We start from the raw sequence: 22202 nt of genomic DNA, 5'->3' as shown, positions 1-22202 counted from the left end.
GCTTCTCCGACGGCTTCGAACACCTCGAAGAATCACAACCTGCTGAAATCACCCAACTTTAATTTCCGGTCGGCCTCTCAGTCATCATCGTGAATGCTCCTAATACTTTGCCCTAGATCAACTATCTCTTTGTAAAGCTTCGGTTTCTCATTTTTCTTTCGCCGCAGCTCGATATAGGGTGTTATCCATTCGACTTGTTGAAGAAACCAACTTCCTGAGATTGCGTTGAGGGTCTCCAGATCGTGGGCGCCAGAATTGACGGTTCGTGAAAAGAGCTCGAGTTTCCTCAACTGAGCGATCGCTTTTTTTCCCTCGTCCTCGATGAACTTAGGCGTGAGCGTCCGGTCCGTGAGATCGGGTAGCCTCATCTCTTCTCTAAGTTTCATCCAAACGTCCACCGTCGCTTGAATTCTGCGATGGCGACTGTCTTCCTTGCCGATTTTACCAGGAGATACGTAACGACAACGAGCGCTATCGTGACGACAACAAGTGCTATCGTGGCTAGTCCGGTCAGATATTCTCCCTTCAGCTGGTGCTGTGCTGGTGGTTCGCCAGCCGATGAGTATATCATACCCATCGCGAACGCCCCAATCATCAGCAACGCTCCGAGGATTACTTCCTGCGCTGGAAATCTCATGGTGATACCCTGATTGGTCATTGGCTGAACAATTGCTTTCGTTTTGCAGAAACATCATTGCATGGCCCGCACTTCACGAGTAACCGGTCGCTGAACTGGTCAACCGAGAGAATTTTTTGCCGAAGAAATAATGAGCTCAATACCTCCGAACATGCAATCAGATTGCTGCAGTCGCGATGAGACTCGGAACACACTGCCGAAGCGTCGGCGACCTGGCGCGCTCGCCGATCCATTGCCCGAGCTGTTCGAACGACATGGCATAGTCCGCCATTGTCGTCTTGCGTGCTTTTCGCGTTCCCCGCCGTTGCTTCGGCTTCGTCATGCCACGGCTCGCTTTTCGGCTTCGCGTGCGGCCTTCCAGTTCCAGGCCAGAAGTTCGTGAATCTGGCTGGTCTTCGTGGCGCCGCTCACCATTCGATCGAGAACGTCGACGAGATACGCCTTGGGGGTCGAGGCCATTCAATTTCGCTGTGTTGACAGCGTCTGGACCCGTTTCAATGTGTCATCGGCGGTTCGCTTGCGCTCATATTCTCGTCACTCACCTGACGGCGTAGCCCGCCGCCTTTTCCCCAGCGCTCACCACCACGTCTCTTAAACGCAGCAGCCTGGAGTGGTTTGAAGCCTGCCCCTGCAGGCCGGCTTCGGGAGGCCAAACTCCCATCTTCAACACAGTTACGCTGGCAGATACGCACCAGCTACGAGGCACACGGAAGCGGAGCATCGTGAAGTTCGCGACCTCCTCGACCACGGCGGCTTCCGTCAAACGCTTCCTCAGCGCTCGGGCCTTTCAATCCCGATGCCACCGGCCAAGTTGAGGACAGCTACAGAGAAATCGGAAAACGGCCTGTGCTTTTCTTTTATGTCGGTAGCCAAATAACTTTCGAGAGACCAAACAGGGCGATTCCCACTCCTGCCCAAAAAACGATGTGTTCAAGGGCCATGGCAAGCCATGCCGGAATGAACGTCATTCCAAAAAAGCCGATGTTCGACTTGCTAAATTTGTCGAGATCCTCCGAATAAGGAATGTGCGCGGCGATCATGCCACCCAAAGCACCAGCAACTACAAAGCAACCCAACGTGATCAAGAGCTGGGTCTTCATCGCACCAGCGTGGCCCGGAAATAGGCCGAGAAGCGCCACCAAGCCTGTGCTCAGTGACATGTAAATCCCGATGTGAAAAATGGTGTATTGCATCAGCAACTTCAGTTGCTCCATTGGCATTCTCCACATGCTGCTACTCGCACGATGTAGTCGAATATATTCCAGCTCCACGTCAGAACAGCTTTGAATCCGCATATCATCGTCCGCGATGAGGCCACACTTTCGGATACCTGACGCCTCATAACGCGGCAAGCCCACGGTGAAGGCGGGGCGCTGCAGACTACCGCTGCGCCAAACATCGTCGTGATGGTGTGGGCAAGCTCGATTGACGCCCTACGGGAAGAAGGAGAAACGATACTTAATAGAACCGCCGGGTAGGTTAGCAAACTCAGTGCATTCCCGATCCGTCTGCCAGACATGTTGGCTGGATAATGCGGCAGGGCGTGTGAGTTAAGCTACCGAAACTAGTGGGTCGTTGCCGCTTGAGCGCTCCCTCGCGCGATTCAAGATAAAAATTTGACAGCGAGATCGCGCTTCACTGAACTTTCGATCGAGAAATCTGCTTTGGCGGTCACGGGCAAAGATAAAGAGCTGTACTTCCGCATTATCGCTCAATACGTGCTCCGCGGTGACGAGCACCTTGCGTGAACGGTGGATCAGAGCGGCCGCGCTTCCGACGATCGGCATCACGCCGTCTCTGAATTTTGCGACCACGTCGGCCCCGCCCCCCAACAAAAGGGCAAGGTTCGTTGCAATGCATTTCATGCGAATTCGCGCCTTGGGTCTGCGAGAGGCATGCGTTGCGCGGACCAGGATTTGTCGCCCTCGAATGGCAGCTGCTCCAAATTGTATTGAGGATTTGATGTTCTACAAAAGCTCCTTGCAGCGCCTACGTTCTGGTCGGCATCGGCTTGCTCGCACTGGCGGAGGGAACGGCCAGGAAATTCAGCGTGTCGAGGCTACCTGTCCTTTGGTGTTGAAACTCGACCGAGATCGTAAGCTGTCTTAGACTGGGATCGCCCTTTTGGAGTCAGATTCATGCGAACAATCAGACCCGCCAGCAAGCATTCCGTCTTCATTGCCCATTGCGACGAAGATCATCATGAGGCCGAGCAGTACAAGAGCCTTCTTGCGGTTTCCGGGTTCTCGGTTGCGTCTCACGCCGACAGCAGGAGCGAGATCGAGAACGCGCACTTCTTCATTCTTTTGGTAAGCGACAAGTCGCTCGCGTCGGATCGCATTCAGCGGGAGCTAGGTCTTGCGCGCGCCCGCCAGCGGGCGACCGGGGGATATCTGCCAATTGTAATCCAGGTTTTTGCAAGAGAGGCTGCCTGGCGAAAGCTCAGAACAGTACCGAGTTTTCCTGTTCGTGATTTCGAAACGGGAAAGCGGACCGAGTTTCTTCCGTTGAACCCAACCTTCGACGAATTGACACGCCCGCAAGCGCGCAACGCCTTGATCGCATTTATGCGCCCGACGCTGTCGGTCGCGCGCGGCGATATTCTGGACGTAACGGGCTTCAACGAAACCGAGGTCTCCAAGCTATATGCCGATTTGTTTCCGCCAAACGAACGTGTCGATCCTGAGGATATCGAGCACTGGGTACTGGATACCGATCTCGGAACGGTGAGGTCGTTCAACTTGTCGGCCCGGGGAAAAATCTCATATCAGCTGGATTCCCGCTATTTCATCCTGAGTGTCGCGAACAAGGCGATTGGACTCGGATTCCTGACGTACGACTATGATGCCAAACTGGCTTACGTGAATTATATCGGCGTGCAGCGATGCTGGCGTGATGGCCAGCTCGCAAACGCTCTCTTTCACGACATCATTGATGTGCTGGCAGACCTGTTTCCGGAGTACGAGGCATTGATCCTGGAGGTTGAGCGATTCGACATCGATGCGGTGGACGCAACGATCGAGCGACTGAAAACCGAACCCGCGTGCTTCTCGTCTGAGCAGCAGGAGGAGATCCGGAAATTCCTGCGAATCCGCTTCTATCACAAGCTGGGCTTCTTCTTCTTTGTCGATACAGCGACAGGCAAGCCACTGGTCTGCCGCTCGCCTTGCGTCGATCCATCCGATGACCCCGCAGTCTGGAAAGACGAGGAAGCAGATTATTGGATCATGCGCTGCGATCGGCAGCCTACTGCACCGCGCCCTGCTGACGCTGCCGCAAACTGGCGTCGCGCGATCCAGAGCATCTATGTCGAGATTCTCCTGAAGTCGGTCGCGGAACGCCGTGTCATCGCAAGGCAGGCCGAGATTGCCGAAAAATACTGGGAGTATGGACATCGGGTCGTCGATGGTACCATCGCCAGTATCCAAGGCAAGAGAATTGAGCTTCGTCAATTCCCCCATCAGACTTGGTACGATCGCTGGCGGGGTTTGAATATCGTCTTGCCGATATAGCGGCATCGACAACGGCGATTCACCCGCGGCTATGGTATCGATCACCGCAGACTCGACAATGTCCCCTCTCCCGGCAGGGCGAGGGAGCGCTCAGAGTTCGCGGCGAAATTCTGGTGTTCAACGCGCCTGCTAGACTAGGCATCAAGCTTGAGTTCCGCCCACAAGGGATCCTTGTCCTTGAAATCTGCTCCGTAGGACAGCTTGAAGATCGATCCTTTGAACTTGCTCTGCTCCGTAGTCGTGTCACCGTCCCCGCGGATGACCTTGCCGCCCGTGAGCTGGTCGAGCCGTTCGTAGAGCTTGTCATAGGGCATGGCCCAGCCTTTCGGCGAGGTCTTGGTCTTCTGTTCGCGAGCCGTCAGCTCGACGACGGGAATCATCGCCACCGGGCTGGAGCTCGTCATTAGTTCGAGACCGCGCTCCCGCATGGTCGCATTGTGGCTTGCATGGTGCCCGACCTTGTAGAAGATAACACGAGCTAGAATGTCGTCAATTCTCAGAGCGGATCCGCCCGGCTTGTCGTCAGCGGGATAACTCTGGCGGTCCCAAGACAGCCAGTTGCCGACTTGCGCGTCGCCGGGAAACAGCAGCACCCTCTTGTCGGCCAGTTCGAGCGCGAGAGCCAGCGATGTGTTGTTGACGTCGTTGTCGATCTTCAGTGCGAGACTCTCGACACTTCCAAGCCATTCGTCATCGATGCAACGATCGAAAATCTGTTTCGACCTGTAAAGTCTGGCGATCGGATCGTTAGGCGAACGTGGCACAAGCTTGGCCAGGCCCTTGCTGTCGCCGACACCGTTCTTACCGGCAGGGTAAGGACGCTGATACATCCGCGTGAAGGGTTGATTGTCGATCTCCGCGTCGGGATCGCGGCCATCGATGGGGTCGCCGTGGATCGCCGCGAGCCCCGTGAGCATTTCCACCTCTCCGCTGCGAGCTAGAAACAGCTCCTCACGGCGCGCGAGATATACCTCGCTGTCTTCCTTGGAGGGATTGAGCTGGCGAAGTAGCTTGTCGTCGCGCGGCGGACCAAGGACGCACGCCCGGAACGCGTCATCCACCCCCCAGCGCACCACATCGCCCGGTTTGAGAAACGATACGTTGCTGGCGCCAGCGCGCTTCCGCAACCAGTCCAGCACCGCTTCGCAGCTCGCGTTACCGGAGAGCTTCCCGTCGACCTCCGGTTTTGCGAGACCAAGGGCGTGGGCTCGAACGCTTTCTTTTTCGCCGTAGAATTGCAGCAGATTGTTCACTGTCTGCATCGCGTCACTGTCCGGCGCGAGCGCCGAATTCAGTGCCAGACCAGCAAGCGCCGCGAGAGCTTTCTTCGTTCTGTTGCGATAACCGTTCGCGATCTTGTCGGTCCGGTCTTCGGTCCATGCCATCCAGACCTTACCGATCTTGAAATTCTTGAACTTTTCACTCGCCAGGATGAAGCCGGAAAGATGGTCATAATGCTCGTGCGTCGCCACGACCAGGTCGACCTCTTCCCCGGTCTCCTTCATGAAATCCGCCACGTTGTCGACGATGCGCGTCTTGCCAAGGGAGGTGGACGGCTTCGCCTCCACCGTACCGATGCGCTGCAAGACGCCGCAGTCGATCAGCACCTTGAAAACGCGACCGCGGGCGGCGTGCCTGACGAGGAAGAAATCGCGGAGCAATCCGCGGTACATCCGGATCGACACGGCGCCATTTCCCGGAGAATGCAGAGTCGCAGGGCTATGGTGATCGACGGCGCCATCCGCGGCTGGCGCTGAAGTCGCATCTTGCACGGACTTGCTGCCGGCCGCTGTTCGGGCGGCGGCGGAGCGCTTCCTCTTGCCGGACTTCCAGGTGGACCTCGACGCTTCTTTCTTCTTGCTCGAATTTTTCTTGAGGGTCCTTGCCTTCGCTGCCACGACCGCCCTCCTATTGACCGCGATGGATCATGGCGAACGGCTCGCGCTCGCCGCTCTCATCCGGATTATACGTGAAGCCGAAACCCTCGGGATTCGACAAAACCTTTCGCTGCTCGTCGAGGCGCGTATCGTCGGAAACGGGCTTGCGGATTACGTAACGCAACAGTTCTTCCTTGAGATCGATGATCAGCGTAGCGCCGCCACGGAAGATGAAATCCGCCGTTGCAGGCTCTTCCTCGCCGGCATCGGCTTTCTTCTGCTGTTCGAGATCAAAATGGCCATGCCGCCGTTGCGTCACCTCGATGACGAGTTGACGGAGGTCTTGCCCGTCAGGTCCAGCCCGCCGTGTCGTCCGCACGCTGTGTACTTCGACGTTCGGGAAGACTTCCCCCGAAAAGATGCTTCGCGGCACATTCTCCCGGAATTTGAAATAGACCCCAAGTGCGTTTTCCCAGGCAAGGTCGACCGATTCGTTATCGTCGTCCGGCGTCCTGAGCCACCTCCAGACCTTCTGGCGATTTGCTTCCGAGCTTCCGTGAATGTCCTTGCGTGTGTAGTGCGGAATGAGGTCCAGATTGAGCGAGTGCAGGTCGTCGACACTCAGAGGATTCGATCCGAACATCTGCTTTGGAGTCTCCCAAAGCAGGTTTTCCGGTGACATTGACAGGCAGTCCTCGACCAGAATGCCGCGCCCGCGGAAGGCTTCCGCGAAAGCAATCCGGTAGTTGTGCGGATCGTCGGGCACGAGGTCGGTGTCGGCGGTGATGATGGCGCGCAGGAATTCTCCGAACCGGACGTCGACGGGCGGCAGATAATCCAGCGCCCGGATGCACATCCGAAGGACATGGTCGGCCGATTTGACCGCCTCCCTCGTCAGGCGGGCGACGAGATCAGTATTAAGTCTCTTGCCTTCCCCGCGTGTCACGTTGCCGATGCGCAGCAGGTCATCCGTACGTGCTTTGTAGATCGTCAGGAATGCGTCGAAAACGGCCGCGACAAGAATGGCACCCCGTTCGTGGCACTCGGTCGTCACCGCAAGCAGTTCCGACTTATGACCCACATATTGGCGCAGCGATGTTCGTCCGACCGTGCCGCGGGCAAATTGTTCTGCGAGTCCGCTCAGCAGGCCCGCTTGGTCGAACGACCCACCCTCGCGCTGGATGTGCGCGGAAACGGCTTCGGTAAGGGTGAAATGCGACATCAGCGCCACGATGTCGGCGAACGCTTCGTGAAACGCGAGGCTGTCGACGCTCGTCGCCTCCGCGTACCGCCGGTGCAGTCCGTCAAGCACTGCATGCGTGGTCTCATGGGCGACGATATCGTGCGACAGTGCGGTAAAGATCCAGGTCGCGCCGGCCGCCGCGTTGGTGCTGCGGAAGTACCGAACAGGAGCGCTCGCTTGGCCATGCTGTAGTAGGCATTGGCCTCGCGCAGCGCATGGGGGTAGACGCGCAGCTTGTCCACCGGCTCGTACGTGTTGCGCGCTGGATTCCAGTGTGGCGCCCAGATCACCTTGCGTCCGAGCGCGCGCTCGAAGATGTGGATGATCTTCATCGCCACCGCAAAAACCATCTGCTGGTGGAATTGCGGATTTCCTTCGGACGGCGTCAGCCCGTCCTGCGCAAGCAGGTATGGATCGTTGAGATCCACAGGATCGTAGAACTGGCGGCTGGCTGGGTCTACGTCGATGACCTCGACATAGTCGTTGATGGGACCAGGCTGCAGTTCATCTTGCTTGGCTGTTCCCCATGGCAACGAGATAGTGGCGAACGCATAGTCGACCGAGCCCAGCCTGCTGGCAGTTTGGGGATCGAAAGCGTAGACACGAAGCCTGCGTGCTGGGGGGCCGGATACCGGTGGCTCATGAGCTGCGCCTAGAAGCTAGAGTATGAAAAAAGTAAGGGTAGATTGGCTACAATCTCCACCATCTTAGCGTGCATTCTCCAAGTTGACAACTGAATAACTGGAAGCGTTGAGTGCCCGGTTGAGGCCGCTAATGCTGCACTGAAACGTCAGCCGCACCATGTCCGGTATCTCCGCATTAAGGTTGATGACGCCCTCGCGATCTCGGAACAGGTTGCCGTCTGAAATAGCTCTGCCTTTCGGCGCGCGCGTAAGCAGCTTGAGAGACCGATGATAGACGCGCGTCCGAACGCCGCGGAGTTAAGCGCAAACAAAAACCCCGGCGGTTGAAGCCGGGGTTTAGGGGTCGTCTATTCCGCGATCGACCAGCGGAGAACATGTAGCGCACACACAAATGTGGCACTAAGCTAGGGTGTACCCGCGTCGTCCGCGGATATAATGGCACCGGCAATCAGAAACCAGATGACGTAGGCTTACCCGCGTTCTCACGCGGCGACTTCATCCTACTTGGCCTTGGGCCACCGTGCAAGTCAGCCCTTAAACATGGTTAAAATCGGCCATAAAGCGGAAAGGCGTCGACGTACTCGGCCGGGCCGATCCTTTTCAGGATCGCTCGACTGGTGGTCGTCGCATGAGGTGGGCCGGATTGTTTGCCAACAATGCGCGTTGGCTAAACCGCGCTTTGCCTGTCCAAGCCTCGCGCGTGCCGGAGCGCCGCTTGCAACCGCTCCCTCTCCTTTTGCCTTCGATTCTCCTCAGACCGTGATCGCTTATCGATAGCCTCGGCTTCAGCTTGGATTGCCGCCGCCTTCTTCCCGTGCTCGCGTCTATATCTTGCGGTAGCAGGAGGGAAACGTGGTCGTTGAAGTCTATCTGCGCGTGTGCTCGGTGCCGGGCAGCATCACGCCAACAACGTCGATCAGATCATCCTCGCCATCGCCGGAGCGGTGATCGCCCCAAGGACAACACGCCGCTGCAGGTTCGCATGGGACGGACCAACGAAATGGGGCGCGCGCTTACGTTCACGTCGGCCCGCGGCAACAGCTACGCGCAGTCCTACAACCACGCGTCCCGTCAGGTCGATCTCAAGCAGGGCAACTCGCGCGGCGGCGTGCTCCACTCTTTCGACAACTCGACGCCGATCGCCCGCTTAAGGGAAACCGGAAATACAACCAAACCAGCGGCGATAAGATGAAGAGGGTCCCGAGCGGGCGGCATGCCGGCCGTCTACTCCGCGGCCACTCCAATCCGTTGACTTGATGGTACCGCCGTCCAAACCGACAGGACCGCGACCGGTCGCAATACTCCCATGGCCAATGTGGCAACGCCAAGCCGCTGGCTGCGGCATTTGACCTTGTACTTTTCGTTGCACGCAAGCCAGTCGGGTGGGAATCTGGTTGCAGGTCTCGCTGCAGGAATTCTTCCTCGAGACGGCCGATTGGCTCGGCCTCAAGACTTTCAGCGGGTCGAGCGACTTTTGTCGGACGTTTGCGATTTCGGTTCCAATACTCATTTACCTGGTGCAACCGATTCATCGGAGTAGTGTTTCGCCCAGCACAGCGTATTCACGAGCTGCATCTGCTCGATCGTATGACAGGGTATTTCCAGAAGACGAGGGCTGGCGAAGATTGCGGAAAGGCAGCGAGCCCGACTGATCGCCACATTGATACGATTGCGGCTGTAAAGAAACTCGATATTGCGCGGCATGTCCTCGCCAGAGGACGTCGTCATCGAAATCAGAACAACAGCCGCTTCCTGCCCTTGAAGTTTATCGACGGTTCCGACACGAGCGCCGTCAGGCAAGACATCGCGCAGATGGTTAACTTGCATGTTATAAGGCGTTACGACCAGAATATCGTTGATGCCGATCGCCTTCTTGGCGCCTTTCCGGTCCACCCACGTTTTGCCAAGCAGCGTGTCGTAGGTCTTCTTGATACGCTCAGCTTCAGGCGGGCAACGTTGCGCAAAACCGGCATGGTCGACAGGAACGAAGCGGAGGCCGGTTGGAGCCAACGCGTCATCCGTCGACGTGCCGATATCGATGGCTTGCTGCTTGGTCGACGGGTCCGATACGAGGCGGCCGTCGTAGACAGCATCCGAGATGAATTTGCAGATGTCGGGGTTCATCCGGAAAGTCGTCGCGAGGAAGATGCCCCGGTCGGGCGGAACGGTTGCTAACCCAGCGAGCAAGTGATCGAGGCCGGAGATGCCGGAGCCTCCCGGATGAGCCCCCTGAATGGGTTGGGACAGTTGCATCTGATCGCCGACGAGAACGACGTTTTTTGCGGTAACGCCCATTGCAATCACATTCGCAAGGCTCACCTGGCCTGCTTCGTCGATAAAGAGATAGTCGAGCTCCTGGTCGAGTTCGGGGCGCGCAAAAAGCCAGGCGGTCCCGGCAATGAGCTGATAATTGGCTTGGGCGGCCGCCGCATCCTTGTGTTCAGCATTGGCGATCATCGTTCCTTGAAAATACTGCTCCTCCTTGGTTGATCCCTTAATTCCGTTGAAGCGGACGCCTTTCTCTTTTGCGACCGCTTCAACGTCTTTCAGCAAATTATTGATGGCTTTATGGGAGTGGGAAGCCACACCGACGCGCTTCTTCTCTGCCAAAAGGGCGACGATCGCGTGCGACGAGGTATAGGTCTTGCCGGCGCCGGGCGGGCCTTGGATGAGCATGTAGCTTTGGTCAAGGCGCTTTAGTGCAGCCACCGATCCATCGAGAAGGTCTGCACCTTGCGCGATGATAGGCGCACCTTGCGCCTGCTTTACAAGGCGGGGCGCCGTCTTCTTCATGATATCGGTCAGGGCACGGTAGCGATTTAGATCGCCCGCGATGACGGTTTCGGCAAAGCGATGAACCGCCGCCCGCAGAACCAGATCGCCAAGAGGGCCCTTGGGAATGAGCGACGCGCCGTCGGCGAGGCGCGACCATTTCGGCCCAAGCTTCAGCGAGATACGCCTTTCATCTTCATCAAGCTCAAAGACCTCGCCCGCGGGCTCCAGCGTGCCGGCCCGCAGGACCTCGTCATCGACACGCATCTTGAAGTCCTGCGGAGGGAACGTGAACGAGTAGACCATCGACTTCTTTTCCTGGCGCGGCGGGCGCGCGGGGTCCGGGGTAAGAACGCCGATGCACTCGGCGTCGTCGACCAATTCCTCGTCGGTCATTTCCTGCCGCGTGAACATCGCCCAAAATTTCGGCTTGGCCTCACGCCGGTGAAATTCCAGCAAATAGGCCAGTAAGGTCCGCCACGGACGATCTTCGGGTGCGCATCCCGTTGTGAGCGCCAGAATGTGCGCGGCGGTGCGCTGCTCGGCCTCGATGCGCTTTTGCTCGCGCACGGGATCGGCCTTCTCCGGCGCGATTTCCGTAGGCCAGGGCATATTGGCGGCGCGCAATGTGATCAGCCAGTCGCGGCATTGCGCCGTCGATTGGCAATCCAGCTTGTTGTAAGCCTCGATTTCGTCGAGCAGTTCTTTGGCGCCAAGACGGCGGAAGCGCTCGTAAATGATGATGCTGTCGCCCGCCGTCGTGACGGTTCCAGACCTCGCGCCATCGAGATAGAAGGCCTCGACGTTCTTTATCGAATATCTCGGCTCCGAGATCCGTACGGATTCGCGCACAACCTTATAAAGATCAACAAGCTTGTGCCGGCGCAGCAGATTATCGACATCTGTTTCGCGCGTGCCATGAAGCATCGCAAGGCGCTTCAAGGCCGACTCTTCGTAGCTCGCGTAATGGTAGATGTGGGCGGCCGGATAAGACGCGAGGCGCGCTGTCATGAAGTCGACGGTGTCCTCGAACGCCTTCTTTTCATCCGCGCGATTGTGCGCCCAGAAAGCCGTGAACTTCTCCTGGCCCCCATCGTAGTGAACAAGACCAAAGAGGTATTCGAGTCCCATCTCGTAAAGGGGGTCACCTTCCATATCGAAGAAGATGTCGCCTGGGCCCGGCTTGGGAAGCCGCTCAAAGCCACGGCCCGGCGATGGCGGCAGCATTTCGTGCTGGTTCTTCCCGGTATCGCGGCGTGCCACTTGCAAAGCGGCCTGCGCGCGCAATCGCGACAAGGTGTTGGCTTGCAGATCGGGAATGCGCGTGGTTGCCGGCATCGCTGCAAGCTGACGGACGGTCGTGATGCCGCTTGCCCGTAGCTTGTCCACCTGGCTGCGATGAATGTTAGCGACGAGACTTAAATGATCGTTCGCCTCCCATTCCGCGCTGCAAGCGTCGGACCACCGGCAAACGGTACAATGACCACACGGCTCCGCGACCGAGACTGTCGGGGGCGCCACAACAAAGGTTTCGAACCGCCCTCGTGCCACGCCGTAGTAGTGACGCACGTCGGATGTACGAAGTGAAACCGTGCGGCCGTCGCCAAGGACGACATGCAATTGCGGCGGCTCAACGCCTTGAGCGAAGCCAAGGAGGTCCGCATAGACGCAAAGTTGGATCACGTGCTTTGGCTTGGCGGTACGTGCGAGCTTGGTGTCGGCGACGTCGTAGGCGTAGTCACCGAGCCGCGATGGGGTGCCATTGATGCGCAGGAGAAAATCCGAGAATCCGTGCCAGGGCGAGCCATAGAGCGCGCCTTGATATACGACATCGGCGCCAGCCTGCATCGCCTCGTGGGTGGCCGCAACGCGAGCGGCAAGCGATCCTTCGCTGGTTATCTCGGCAACCGTTCGTCCTTCTTTCCGCAACCGGGCGAGATAGGCCTTTTCATGCTCGATACCCTTTTCCTGTAGGAGCTTGGCCTGCTCGTCGTCTTCCGGAAGCACCACAGGTCGCACAAGCTGCCGCAAGTCGTTGAACGTTGCATGCGTACAGCCAAGATAATTCACAAGGTCCGTTGCCGAATAAATACGTTTTCCCGCTTCCTCTCTCATGATTGCCCCCTGTTTCTCTATTCGGCGGCGTCTCTGCCGACATCGGGCGCCAGTAATACGGGTTGTGAGCTTAGCCCAACGTGCGGTGCGGAGGAAAGAGTGTCCCAAAATTCCACGGTCCGGCGCACGGCCCGACCTCACCGCCAGCATTTCCACTGGCTCCGGAATTGCAGGGGCTCTGTAGGTCGTAGGCGATGCTTCCCGAGGCGCAGCAAGATGCGTGGTTGAATAGTGACGCCTCTAGTCAGTTGCACGGCTTCGATCTGGTCGGCGACTCCAACCGCGTAAGTTACGTGTCAGCACTCATCGTCGCCGTCTTTCTTGATGGCGACAGCCATCCTTCTGTCCAGTAACTTTTCGGCTTTACCGACGAACCGCCGCAGGCGGTCCGCCTGGCTCTCATGAAGAGCGCCGGTCGGTGCAGCCTGGGCGAGCTTGTTGCAGGCGCCCTCGAGCTCCCCGTTGTCGTAAGTGTGCCGATGAACCGTCCCAGCCCGCCGACGACCTCGCGGGCCCCCACCGTGGTCGGGTTCTTGATGGAGAACGTGATCTCATAGCTATGCCGAAGATGGCGGGAGGTCGGCTGGTGCGTTTGCGCATTGCGAACCTGCGGGCCGAAGCGTCTCTCGCCGTTACGTTACTCGTGGACAGATCGCCTCGATGTAGGTGCGGAGGACGACGCACTTTACAGCATTCTGCCGCGAACTCGCCTGGCGCCCGACGCCGTGCGCGCAAGGTCAGGCCGTCGCCGAGCTCTCATCCAAGCAGATCGTCCTCCGCGAGTGCTTACGCCCGACGGCAGCCTTGCGGACGAGCGCTACGGTAGCGGATTTCGAACCTTCATCACCAGGTACTTCACGCGTCCAGCGATCAATACCTGCAGAATCGACACCAACGCGTCGGACGGGAAGCAAGCGAACCATCCTTGAGGATTGCCTACTCGACGGCCCGACACCAGTCATCCATGGCCGCAACATCGTAGCCCGGGGCCGGGCCGCGAACCGCGGCGTGGGGCAGTCCAGCGACAAACCTTGCGCGCGTTAGAGCGACGCAAGTCGGACGCGCCGTTGGCTCAACCGGAGCGGCAGGACATCGGCCAACTCCGCGCAACCCTGACCATCGATCGTCGCAAGCGCAGGAATGCCGTGCGCAATTGCACCGTCAGACCGGTTTCGGAGACCAACGCGAGGACTTGGTCGTCCCAGGGGCCGGTGCTGGCCGAGACGATGGCAATCTCGTCCGGCTCGGCGATGCCCGAAGTGGTCAGACGGCGCGCCCACCGCGAGGCTTCGACGACCTCGTGATGCGGATCGGCGCAGAAGAGCACGGTCGGCCGTATCTCGGAAGCCACAGCGGTTGGGGCAAGCGCTCCGGAAACCATTCCGTCTCGGCGTGCCTGGGAGCGCGCCACTCGAGAGGGACTACCTTAGCGAACGCGTGGATTCAGGGGCCGCCATGTCGTTGCCCCCACGACAACGTGACTAAGGATTCGGAGATGAAGGCAAGCCTTCGAAGCACAGAGGACGATACCGCAACAGGCGGCGCGCGAGCCGGTCGCTCGCGGCGCATATCGTCAACCTTGTCCGCTCTGCCTGCCGGGTGACGACGATTCCTTGACCCTGAACACCGCCCGGTGGCCTCTGGAGCGGAAACGTGGCAGATTGAGCACGCAACTGCTTCCGCCGCTCGAATGTTTCGGGTGCTGCGAAGGATTCCCGGAGGAGCCGTGACTGGATCTGACTCCTTTGAAGGAGCGCAACAGCGACTCAGGGCAGCTCTCGGCCGGAACGTCCGCCAGTTAAGGCTATCCCTCCGAATGACCCAAGCTGAGCTCGCGGAGCGTGCGGAAAGCCGCCGCGCATTGATCAGCGACATCGAACGGGGCGAGGCGAACCCGACGCTAGACTCCGTTCTGCGCATCGCGATGGCATTGGGCGTCGAAGCGTCCAAGCTCCTCAAGGCGCGCCGATGAATCGGGAGCGGCCCGACTAGCGCTGGGACCGCTTGTATCGACGCACGAACGAGGGTTCTACGGAGCACCCTCTATTTTCGCCATGGCCATATCTTTGGCACAATCTCTTTGTACTATATAACGTATACGGGCCGTCCCTTAGATCTCCTTTCCGATCGAAATCCGGAAAGGTCTCGGCAATAGCAACTAACCAGGCAGGCAAACACATCAATCGTCCTCGCCGACAGATTGATCGCGCACGGCGCCGTCGCCGAGCATGCGCGGCCGCAATCTCGATCCGCTACTTTCAGATCGGCAATTCCCTCCGTCATAGGCAACTGTTCAGGAGAGAATCATGCGTCCCACCCAGCTTCGCCCCAGGGCTGCCGTTCCAGCGTTTTTCGTTAGTTGCAAATGCGAAATCGAGGTTCCCGTCCGCCAGCCGCTTCTGCGCCACGCGCTCGAGCAAGCGGCCCTCGATCCTTCAGTCCGTGCCATCCGCTATCGGACAGGTCCCGTCATAGAGTGTCCACCGCTTTCGCTGCACGGGGTCGTTCTTGATCGCGTCGATGGACGCTTCCTGCTCAGGGTATATGAAACCCGACCTGAGCGTGGCGAGGACCAGATGGCGCGCATCATCTACGCGCTCGAGCGCTACGGGCCTGCGTTTGCTCGAGCGCGAAGCATCAGACATCAGGCGCGAGCCGCTCTTTACGAATTCGCGCACCGTGTGGTCGTATGCCCGGCATCCGGTGTCGCTTTTGCACCGGCAGAGAATCGGTCTCGCCCTCGAAGAAGGCGGCCCGCAGTCGCTCGCGGAGTTGGAAGAGCGGGCTCGTCCTTGCCGCGACATTGTCGCCTCCGTCTGTGCCCTGGCCTGTGCAGATCTGGTCAGCCTCAATATCCATCACCTTGCGCTGGGGCGGGCCACTGTCGTCTCGGCGCGATAGCCAACGCTTAACGCCACGACCCGAACGGAAGGAATGCTTCCGTCGCGCTGGGCGTGCGGTGAACATGGCGTGTAGCCGATGCTGCCCGCTCCCAATTCGGCCCTGAGAGGCTGCTCTCGATGGAGTGACGAATGGACCTGCAAGCGGCGGCTCCGGGCGACCTCCTCGCGCGAGCCTACCTCGACATGTTGGCGGCCGAGGCCGGGACGAACAGCGGCCCGCTTCTGCGCAGCGGCAACCCTGACGATCCGATCGAGCGACTTATCGAAGACCTGTCGACGGCCCCCGAGTCAGTCGGACGGACATCGATCCGGGCCGATCTAGCCGCCGCGGCCGTGCTCGTCGCGCGTGCGATCGAATCAGTGAGCGGGCTCACTCGCGAACTGCGTCGCGGCTGCCCCGTTGTGTCGCTTGCCGCGCACGCTGCGGAGGTCATTTCCCTCGTTAGGCAGGTCCTGACGACGTGTGCTTTCGGCCCCGACTCGAAGGTGCTCGAGGAGCGAACGTTCGACCGGCAGTATACGCGCGCCGTGCTGCTGGTGGCCAGAGACGGGGCCTCGAACGAACACAAGGCTGAACGCGGAAACGACATGATCGCGAAGGCACTGCACGCCCGTGCTCCCGTCTTTGGTGTTGCGCCGGATCCCCGGCGCCACCTGCCGCGCGATCTCCTGCGTGCGGCCGAACATCACCTGTCACTCGGTCACCTTGACGCCTCCGCAATCGCACTTGTGATCGAAGCGGTTACTGGAAGATCTCCAGCGATTGCCCTGGACGAGCAGCTCGTACGGGCGGTGGACATCTCGGATCTGGCGCTGTCGGTTCGTTCCGGTCGTACTGCGGACGATTGCGTTAAACGCCTGGAAAAGATCGTTTCCACGAAGAGTTTTTTTGACCATCGTGGTCCGGGTCTTGAGGAACTCGCGGGCTACGGCGCAGCCCGCGAGTGGGGGCTCAATCTGGCCGCGGACTTGTACGAATACCGTGCGGGGCGGCTGGACTGGGAATGCATCGAAAAGGGCCTGCTTCTGTCGGGCCCGCCCGGTGTCGGCAAAACCCAGTTCGCTCGCGCGCTCGCGAAGAGCGCTAACGTGCCCCTCGTGGCCACCTCGGTCGCGGATTGGAACGCGGCAACTTACCTTTCGGGCACATTGGCTGCGATCAAAGCATCTTTCTCGCAAGCGCGTCAGCTTGCGCCCTGTATCCTGTTCATCGACGAGCTGGACGGGATATCGGATCGAGCCACCATAAAGAGTGAATTTAGAGAATACTGGACACAGATTGTAAATCTTCTATTGGAGCTGTTGGCGGGTATCGAGGAGCGACCAGGCGTCGTCGTGATCGGCGCGACCAACCATCCCGATCACATCGATGCCGCGGTCAAAAGAGCGGGACGTCTCGATCGCACAATCGAGATCGAACTGCCTGACGCCGAGAGCCTGGCCGCGATCTTCCGCTTTCACTTGGGGCAGGACGCCCTGCCCGCCGTCAATTTGTTGCCTGCCGCTCTCGCGGCCGCCGGCCGTACCGGCGCAGATGTCGAGGCCTGGGTCCGGCGAGCAAAGTCGCGCGCTCGCCGCGCCAGGCGTGAACTTGCGCTCGATGATCTCCTTCTCGAAATCCGCTCGGGCCGTGAAGGGATGCCGCAAAACCTGAGGCGGTCCTGTGCCGTACACGAAGCCGGGCACTTGGTCGTCGGAGTCGCTCTCGCCGTCTTCGAACCGCAGGCTCTCACGATTCTGGACCATGGCGGTGCGACGTGTGTCGAGCTTTCGCGGGCCAATTCACAGACCCAAGGCGGCATCGAGAACTACGTTGCGACGCTGCTGAGTGGGCGCGCCGCAGAAGAACTGCTGCTGGGCGCCTCGCACGCGACAGCCGGAGCCGGAATAGGGGACGACAGTGATTTCGCGCGCGCGACCCAGGCGGCGGCCGATCTGGAATTGAGATTCGGCTTCGGGGTGATCGGCGTCGCGCACTTCTCCGATCGAACCACCGACATGCTTCTTCAGGATCCTTCGATCGTGGCGTTGATCACGAAGCGCCTGGATCGCTGCTTGGCGCGCGCGCGCGAACTAATCGCGGCCAACCGGCAAGCGGTCGAAGCGGTGGCAAAGCGACTGGAACTGACCGGCTACTTGGATCGAGTGGCCATCGACCAATTATTGAAGGCGTACCCGGTGCGAAGCGCCGAACCTGCCAGCAGAAACTGTGGAGCGATCGAATGATCAAAGTGACGGTCGAAATCCTTCCTGGCGGCTACGCGGAAGGTCGACATACCATCGGCCTGATGCACAGCGCCAACTTCTCCAACCTTGCGCCGCGGAGTGACTACAGGGGCGACTTCATGGAAGGAGACAATCCGTTCGCCGGAACGAAGGCGCGAGCCTCCACGGTTTACGTGCGTAATCATGATCGGAAACAGAGCGCCTGGTCTTTGATTGCGGCTGCTCTCGCCGCACTGAAGCGCGCGGAGGTCGGTCAAAGGTCGGAGTGAGCTGGGTGGCACAGTGTGTGCGGAGCGGAACCGTCCGGGCGGTGCTTCGGAGGCGAAGGTACTCTTGCCGAGGCTTTGACGACGACGGTGCCGACGACCGTCTGCGATCTGGCGAGCAGAGCGGAGCGTTCATGACGGTCCGAAACAAGGAAAGGACGGGTCCTTGAAGCGTCGCGCGTTCTTCCGAGAGGGTTTTCCGCTCACGTTGGGCGCCCCCTGCGGCGACGAGATAGTTTCGACACTCGGCTGGCGCGAAGCGCTGATCGCGTTGGCAATCGCTTGCCGAAGATCTGGCGTCGAGCGCGCGGCGACCGGGTCCTTTTGATCTTCGAGGCTGCCGGCGCCGCGCAACGGAAATCTCCGCGAACGACCTTCTACTTCACCCGACGATGGAGCGCACATGCCGACGAGCGACTTGAATCCTTCGAGCGACTGCCCCTCCTCCGCCGTCATCCACCGTCCGTTCGGCGGCGTCCACGGCTATCGCCGCATCAGCGACCGCGCCTCCCGCGCCGTGGTGCATGCGTTTCCCATGTCCGACCTTCCGCGGGTCGCCGTGGCCGGTTTGCTGAGCACGCCCGGCACCTACGCGATGACGGACGGCAAAGTCGCGTACATCGGCGAGAGCAGGAGGCCGAGCCGTCGCCTTACGTTGATATCGTGGCAACCGGTATGTTGAGTTTAGAGGCTGCGGTTGACATGGAAACCAGTAAGAGAACAGAACTCAGCAGAGGTGATTTCACCGGTACAGACATGGAGATGGTTGTCAGTCTCGTTGAAGTGCCTCCGGGAGCGTCGGGTCCGTTTCAAACCCATCCTTGTGTCAACCAGACCATGCCATGACCAGAACGCATAAGCGCGGCCGTCGTGTGGCTAGACAAAACACCTCCTGAATCCTGCGAAGTAGTCCGTTATAAGGGTGCCTTGGGAGACCGTGACCTGGATCACTGAAATGGAATTGGCGGCGAGTTGGATAGTTGGCGGTCGGTGAGCGGATCTACTTCCGAAGGGGCAGGGGGCACGATTGAAGGGGACAATCAAAACTGTTCTGGCGTCTGTTGCCGTCATCATCGCGGCCACTTCGGTGGTAAACGCGTCCGATGAATCAGATTGCGCAAGCACGTGGGGTGACCAGCGGATTGCCTCCTGCAGTCGCCTCATCGAGCAAGGCGGGAACAATCTATCCCGGGCTTACGTGAACCGCGCCCGAGTCTACACGTTCAGGTTCGATCTTGAGCATGCACAGCGCGATTATGACGCAGCCATTCAGGCCGATCCGCATAACGCTGAAGCCTACGCCTACCGCAGCTCTCTTTATTTCTTCAACAGAACGAAAGACATCGATCGCGCGCTCGCCGACATCAACGAAGCACTTCGTATCGATCCTAAATGCGCACCTGCGCTTGTCCAACGAAGCATCTTATTCCGTATCAAGGGCGATTCCGCGATCGCTCTTGTGGATGCCGAACGAGCGGTTCAATTGGATCCAAACAGCGCTGATGCACACCAACAACGCGGTCTACTGCTTTACTTCGCGAAAGGAGACCTGAACGGCGCGCTTGCCGACGTTAACGACGCTATCCGTCTCGATCCGAACCGCCCGGGGCTGTATGGCACTCGCGCCGTTCTTTACCAACGCCGAGGCGACGACCGTGCATTTTCGGATTACGACGAAGCAATTCGACTGGATCCGAAGATCCCCGGGGCATTTTTTGGTCGCGGCGCCGCTTACTTCAACAAGGGCGATCCCGACCGCGCCCTCGCCGACTATAGCGAGGCTATCCGCCTCGATCCGAACTTCGACGTAGCGTTCGAAAATCGCGGCGAAGTCTATTACAAGAAGGGCGACTATCGCCGCGCGATGCTCGATTTCAACGAAACGATACGACTCCTTCCAAATCGCGCCCCTGCATATGGTGGCCGCGGCGACGTCTATCGAGCCATGGGTGATCTTGATCGCGCCCTCGACGACTACAACGAAGCCATCCGCCTCGCTCCGAAACTTGCGCCTTCTTATGCCGGACGCGGCATCGTCTATCAGCGAAAAGGCGACCTTGATCGGGCCCGCTCCGACTTGAATCAGGCCCTGACTCTCGATCCGAAGCAGGAGGAAGCGAAAAATGCGCTGGCGGCGCTGTCGACAGGCCCGGTTGTATCATCTTCCGAGAAGCCGTCGACATCGCCCGCGACGGTGCCACCGCGCGGCCGTCGTGTCGCACTGGTGATCGGCAATTCTTCCTACCGAAACGTGGCGATGCTTCCGAATCCGTCGCGCGACGCCGCCAGCGTCGGGGATGCGCTGCGACGTGTCGGCTTCCAGTCGGTCACCATTGTCAATGACCTGACCCGCGACGGGATGCTTGATGCGCTTCGCGGCTTCGCCTCCGTGGCCGCGAATGCCGATTGGGCGGTGGTCTACTATGCCGGCCACGGCATGGAGGCGGCCGGGATGAACTACCTCATCCCTGTCGATGCGGCTCTCAAAACCGACCGCGACTTGAGCATCGAGGCGGTGTCCCTGGAGCAGGTTCTCAATGTGGTCGAGCGGGCCGGAGGCCTGCGTCTCATTATGCTCGACGCGTGCCGCGACAACCCCTTCGCGAGCCAGATGAAGCGGACCATGACGCTGGCCTCGCGCTCGGTGTCACGCGGCTTGGCCAGCGTCGAGCCGGACGCCGGCACGCTTGTTGTCTATGCGGCGAAGCACGGCGAAACGGCGATGGACGGCGATAGCGTCAATTCGCCATTCGCTACCGCCTTCATGAACAACCTTAAGACGCCAGACCTCGATGTCCGTCTGCTATTCGACAACGTCAGGGACGACGTGATGGACGCTACGCACCGCCAGCAGCAGCCCTTTACCTACGGATCGCTTTCGGGACGACAGAAATACTACTTCGTGGCGACCAAGTAGCGCTGCCGGGGCAGATCAGTCGGCAGGTGGCGCAGCGCGGCCAGGTCGACGTCCCGTCGGATCTGGCAACTCGAGCATTTGATCTCCAGCGAGGCGAAGCCTCAATTGATGGCTTGGTCGACCGTCGGCGACGGGCCGATCGGCCCGCCATCCGCCCACATGCGCTCATTCCAGGATTCGCACAGGAGAGGGTCGGCCTGCCTGATGAGAGCCTCCCCCTTCGCCCGAGCTTCGGCGGCCTGCCCCGCGAGAATCGTCCTCATCGCGCGCGAGCGGCCGAGCTCCTTGGCGAGCGCCTTGCGATCGCCGCCGCTGAGAGGCGTAGGGTGATGCTTCGGTGCCATGGCAGAATCCAGTTCCCGCCGCGCAGGCGACTACTCGAACGCAGGCCAGCAGCCGTCCTCCTCATGACGCCCGGTCCGCTGGGTGCAGGTATTGTCCAACAACCGCTGGCCGACATCCTTCCAAAGCGCGTCCTGACCATAGAGGCGCGCGGCATCTACCTTCCGGATCTCGACGACCCTGGCGCAGCGGCGGCACCCCACCCTCAGAATATGTTGAGGAATTTGGCTCAGCCGCAGCGCCGCTCCGGAGGGACCGGGGCGAGCTTCGGCGCGCGGGTCGTCCAGGAGCGCCTACCAGTATTCTGCGGGCAGATCAGCGTCGGGAGCCAATCCGGGCTTCTGCGGCACGTTTCTGCCGACGAGAGCGGCCATCTTATCCATCTGCTTGGGTGTCGGCGTGCGCCAGCTCGCGGGTCTGTCGGTCATGTCCCATTAGAACATAACAAGAACACCAGAGTCGACAGGCGCCATGAAAAGAATCGTCTTGTGGGTACGGTTATGCTGTCGGAACCATGTTGAGCTGCTCGTCTTGAACCGCCTCGTTCTTGGAGTACGCCGAGACCCAGCGAGCGATCCGCACGAATGCACCCAGCCATGGTCTTCGCATTCCCGGATGGCGCCGGCCTCCTCAGCAAGCTGATTGCCAACCCCGCAGGGTCCGGATCGCCGGTCGTCGCTTGCTCATCGGCATCGAGATAACTCCGGCCATGACAAATCCTTAGGACGCCGGCCGGCGGTCTAGCACG

17 protein-coding genes and 2 pseudogenes are annotated in these 22202 nt (G+C 59.6%); 8 read left to right on the top strand and 11 right to left on the bottom strand.

Going from position 1 to position 22202, the window contains the following annotated elements; translation table 11 throughout:
- Nucleotides 1-77 precede the first annotated feature (77 nt).
- The 4 genes from ACVISU_RS24615 to ACVISU_RS24600 form a co-directional block, all read right to left on the bottom strand.
- Nucleotides 78-695, bottom strand: a complete 618-nt coding sequence (locus tag ACVISU_RS24615) for a DUF4760 domain-containing protein (RefSeq protein ID WP_456708604.1) — start codon at nucleotides 693-695, stop codon at nucleotides 78-80.
- A 260-nt stretch (nucleotides 696-955) separates the two neighbouring features.
- Entirely contained in the window at nucleotides 956-1096 is a 141-nt protein-coding gene (locus ACVISU_RS24610; protein ID WP_456708603.1) for a hypothetical protein, read from the bottom strand.
- 398 nt (nucleotides 1097-1494) lie between these two features.
- Nucleotides 1495-1851 (bottom strand): hypothetical protein, encoded by a 357-nt coding sequence (locus tag ACVISU_RS24605; protein WP_456708602.1) that lies wholly within the window; start codon nucleotides 1849-1851, stop codon nucleotides 1495-1497.
- A gap of 336 nt (nucleotides 1852-2187) precedes the next feature.
- Entirely contained in the window at nucleotides 2188-2502 is a 315-nt protein-coding gene (locus ACVISU_RS24600; RefSeq protein ID WP_456708601.1) for a hypothetical protein, read from the bottom strand.
- Between the two features lie 273 nt (nucleotides 2503-2775).
- Between ACVISU_RS24600 and ACVISU_RS24595 the strand changes: the two genes are divergently transcribed.
- Nucleotides 2776-4149, top strand: a complete 1374-nt coding sequence (locus ACVISU_RS24595; RefSeq protein WP_456708600.1) for a toll/interleukin-1 receptor domain-containing protein — start codon at nucleotides 2776-2778, stop codon at nucleotides 4147-4149.
- 134 nt (nucleotides 4150-4283) lie between these two features.
- On the opposite strand, the gene ACVISU_RS24590 is transcribed toward ACVISU_RS24595, so the two are convergent.
- From ACVISU_RS24590 to ACVISU_RS24580, 3 genes are read right to left on the bottom strand one after another with little or no spacing between them, the layout of a single operon-like run.
- Nucleotides 4284-6047, bottom strand: coding sequence for a hypothetical protein (locus ACVISU_RS24590; protein ID WP_456708599.1), 1764 nt, complete (start codon nucleotides 6045-6047; stop codon nucleotides 4284-4286).
- Between the two features lie 10 nt (nucleotides 6048-6057).
- Nucleotides 6058-7338 carry a hypothetical protein gene (locus tag ACVISU_RS24585; protein ID WP_456708598.1) on the bottom strand — a complete coding sequence of 427 codons (1281 nt, stop codon included), beginning with the start codon at nucleotides 7336-7338 and terminating at the stop codon, nucleotides 6058-6060.
- The gene (locus ACVISU_RS24580; RefSeq protein WP_456708597.1) at nucleotides 7248-7802 is read right to left on the bottom strand and encodes a hypothetical protein; all 555 of its coding nucleotides are present in this window, start codon (nucleotides 7800-7802) and stop codon (nucleotides 7248-7250) included. Before ACVISU_RS24580 ends, ACVISU_RS24585 begins: the two co-directional genes overlap by 91 nt.
- A gap of 925 nt (nucleotides 7803-8727) precedes the next feature.
- Here ACVISU_RS24580 and ACVISU_RS24575 point away from each other — a divergent pair.
- Nucleotides 8728-9105 carry a hypothetical protein gene (locus ACVISU_RS24575; RefSeq protein ID WP_456710888.1) on the top strand — a complete coding sequence of 126 codons (378 nt, stop codon included), beginning with the start codon at nucleotides 8728-8730 and terminating at the stop codon, nucleotides 9103-9105.
- A 314-nt stretch (nucleotides 9106-9419) separates the two neighbouring features.
- Here ACVISU_RS24575 and ACVISU_RS24570 read toward each other — a convergent pair whose 3' ends face one another.
- Together ACVISU_RS24570 and ACVISU_RS24565 are read right to left on the bottom strand one after the other, a co-directional pair.
- On the bottom strand, nucleotides 9420-12800 hold the full coding sequence (locus tag ACVISU_RS24570) for a TM0106 family RecB-like putative nuclease (RefSeq protein ID WP_456708596.1): 3381 nt from the start codon (nucleotides 12798-12800) through the stop codon (nucleotides 9420-9422).
- A 1072-nt stretch (nucleotides 12801-13872) separates the two neighbouring features.
- Nucleotides 13873-14181, bottom strand: coding sequence for a hypothetical protein (locus ACVISU_RS24565; RefSeq protein ID WP_456708595.1), 309 nt, complete (start codon nucleotides 14179-14181; stop codon nucleotides 13873-13875).
- Between the two features lie 309 nt (nucleotides 14182-14490).
- Here ACVISU_RS24565 and ACVISU_RS24560 point away from each other — a divergent pair, with 309 nt between their 5' ends.
- From ACVISU_RS24560 to ACVISU_RS24535, 6 genes are all read left to right on the top strand, one after another.
- On the top strand, nucleotides 14491-14772 hold the full coding sequence (locus ACVISU_RS24560; RefSeq protein WP_456708594.1) for a helix-turn-helix domain-containing protein: 282 nt from the start codon (nucleotides 14491-14493) through the stop codon (nucleotides 14770-14772).
- Nucleotides 14773-15419: 647 nt separating this feature from the next.
- The gene (locus ACVISU_RS24555) at nucleotides 15420-15701 is read left to right on the top strand and encodes a hypothetical protein (RefSeq protein WP_456708593.1); all 282 of its coding nucleotides are present in this window, start codon (nucleotides 15420-15422) and stop codon (nucleotides 15699-15701) included.
- A 131-nt stretch (nucleotides 15702-15832) separates the two neighbouring features.
- Complete coding sequence (locus tag ACVISU_RS24550; RefSeq protein ID WP_456708592.1) at nucleotides 15833-17929, top strand: AAA family ATPase; 2097 nt, start codon at nucleotides 15833-15835, stop codon at nucleotides 17927-17929.
- The gene (locus tag ACVISU_RS24545) at nucleotides 17926-18198 is read left to right on the top strand and encodes a hypothetical protein (RefSeq protein ID WP_456708591.1); all 273 of its coding nucleotides are present in this window, start codon (nucleotides 17926-17928) and stop codon (nucleotides 18196-18198) included. The genes ACVISU_RS24550 and ACVISU_RS24545 overlap by 4 nt, the downstream gene beginning before the upstream one ends.
- Nucleotides 18199-18598: 400 nt before the next feature.
- Nucleotides 18599-18877, top strand: coding sequence for a hypothetical protein (locus tag ACVISU_RS24540; protein ID WP_456708590.1), 279 nt, complete (start codon nucleotides 18599-18601; stop codon nucleotides 18875-18877).
- A 345-nt stretch (nucleotides 18878-19222) separates the two neighbouring features.
- Nucleotides 19223-21112, top strand: coding sequence for a tetratricopeptide repeat protein (locus tag ACVISU_RS24535; RefSeq protein WP_456708589.1), 1890 nt, complete (start codon nucleotides 19223-19225; stop codon nucleotides 21110-21112).
- A gap of 17 nt (nucleotides 21113-21129) precedes the next feature.
- Here ACVISU_RS24535 and ACVISU_RS24530 read toward each other — a convergent pair.
- Both ACVISU_RS24530 and ACVISU_RS24525 read right to left on the bottom strand, forming a co-directional pair.
- Nucleotides 21130-21456: pseudogene (locus tag ACVISU_RS24530) on the bottom strand (hypothetical protein); the annotation flags it as partial.
- 30 nt (nucleotides 21457-21486) lie between these two features.
- Nucleotides 21487-21882 (bottom strand): annotated as a pseudogene (locus ACVISU_RS24525) (hypothetical protein).
- Between the last annotated feature and the right edge of the window lie 320 nt (nucleotides 21883-22202).

This window comes from Bradyrhizobium sp. USDA 4452, from assembly GCF_054063575.1.
This window is presented reverse-complemented; position numbering and strand designations above follow the sequence as displayed.

Coding starts and splice junctions, on each gene's coding strand:
- ACVISU_RS24550 (WP_456708592.1), top strand. CDS start 15,833: ATGGACCTGCAAGCGGCGGCTCCGGGCGACCTCCTCGCGCGAGCCTAC.
- ACVISU_RS24615 (WP_456708604.1), bottom strand. CDS start 695: ATGATGTTTCTGCAAAACGAAAGCAATTGTTCAGCCAATGACCAATCA.
- ACVISU_RS24610 (WP_456708603.1), bottom strand. CDS start 1,096: ATGGCCTCGACCCCCAAGGCGTATCTCGTCGACGTTCTCGATCGAATG.
- ACVISU_RS24565 (WP_456708595.1), bottom strand. CDS start 14,181: ATGGTTTCCGGAGCGCTTGCCCCAACCGCTGTGGCTTCCGAGATACGG.
- ACVISU_RS24545 (WP_456708591.1), top strand. CDS start 17,926: ATGATCAAAGTGACGGTCGAAATCCTTCCTGGCGGCTACGCGGAAGGT.
- ACVISU_RS24560 (WP_456708594.1), top strand. CDS start 14,491: ATGTTTCGGGTGCTGCGAAGGATTCCCGGAGGAGCCGTGACTGGATCT.
- ACVISU_RS24595 (WP_456708600.1), top strand. CDS start 2,776: ATGCGAACAATCAGACCCGCCAGCAAGCATTCCGTCTTCATTGCCCAT.
- ACVISU_RS24540 (WP_456708590.1), top strand. CDS start 18,599: ATGCCGACGAGCGACTTGAATCCTTCGAGCGACTGCCCCTCCTCCGCC.
- ACVISU_RS24600 (WP_456708601.1), bottom strand. CDS start 2,502: ATGAAATGCATTGCAACGAACCTTGCCCTTTTGTTGGGGGGCGGGGCC.
- ACVISU_RS24570 (WP_456708596.1), bottom strand. CDS start 12,800: ATGAGAGAGGAAGCGGGAAAACGTATTTATTCGGCAACGGACCTTGTG.
- ACVISU_RS24605 (WP_456708602.1), bottom strand. CDS start 1,851: ATGGAGCAACTGAAGTTGCTGATGCAATACACCATTTTTCACATCGGG.